The 868-nt window shown below is 16.8% G+C and carries 1 protein-coding gene and 1 pseudogene; both read right to left on the bottom strand.

Going from position 1 to position 868, the window contains the following annotated elements; genetic code table 11:
* Nucleotides 1-412 (bottom strand): hypothetical protein (locus EZH24_RS12755; protein WP_137999411.1); only part of this gene is annotated, 412 nt, incomplete at its 3' end.
* 5 nt (nt 413-417) lie between these two features.
* Nucleotides 418-868: pseudogene (locus EZH24_RS14380) on the bottom strand (hypothetical protein); the annotation flags it as partial.

Here is an 868-nt window from a genome sequence, read left to right on the forward strand (position 1 = left end):
TATAATTTATAATACCATTAGTTTGTATATATTTTGATATTGTTTTTAATTCTACTTTTGTTTTATACAATATTTTATCTATTATAGGAATTTTTATATTAGCATTTTCTTTAAAAATGTTTTTAAATTTTTTGATGATATCATTCCTCTTATAATTAAAAAAAATACTTATTGTTAATTTAGATAACTTTTCAAAAAAATATAGATTTCTATTAATTTTGTTAAAAGTATTAATATATTTGTTATTTGTTAATATATTTATAGAATTTATTATATTATTGGAGCAGAAATAAAATAAGTCTGTGCATTGATAAGAATTATCTTCTAAGACATATATTCTATCTAGTATATTTTCTAAATCATTTTGCATTTTTAATAAGGTTGTATTAGTTGGTGGCAATATATTTTTCATGGCAATTATAGCTCCATAATTTTTTTTGTTAAATCGTATTTTTGATAATTTAATTGTTTTATTATATCAAATAAGTGCATTACATATTTTTCATCAATATTAGGATGTTTTATCATTATTTTTTTTAATAATGAATTATAACAATCTAACTGTTCATCAATATTTTTAAATACTTTTTCTAAAATATTATTTTTAATATTAATTTTATTTAAATTATTATTATTCTCCAATTTTAATTTCTCTATTTCTTTATCTATTTGTTGTAATTCTTTTTTTTTGATAATAACTTCTTTTACTATATTAGCTAATTTAGGTACATTTTTTATTATATAATTTATAGTTTTTGAATCTATATCATTTTCTTTATTGTAATAAGATATTATATTAGTTTCGTTAGTTTCATTAGTTTCGTTAGTTTCATTAGTTTCGTTAGTTTCATTAGTTTCGTTAGTTTCA

Origin of the sequence: Brachyspira catarrhinii (genome assembly GCF_005518285.1) — a bacterium.
In the GTDB taxonomy this organism is placed as follows: domain Bacteria; phylum Spirochaetota; class Brachyspiria; order Brachyspirales; family Brachyspiraceae; genus Brachyspira; species Brachyspira catarrhinii.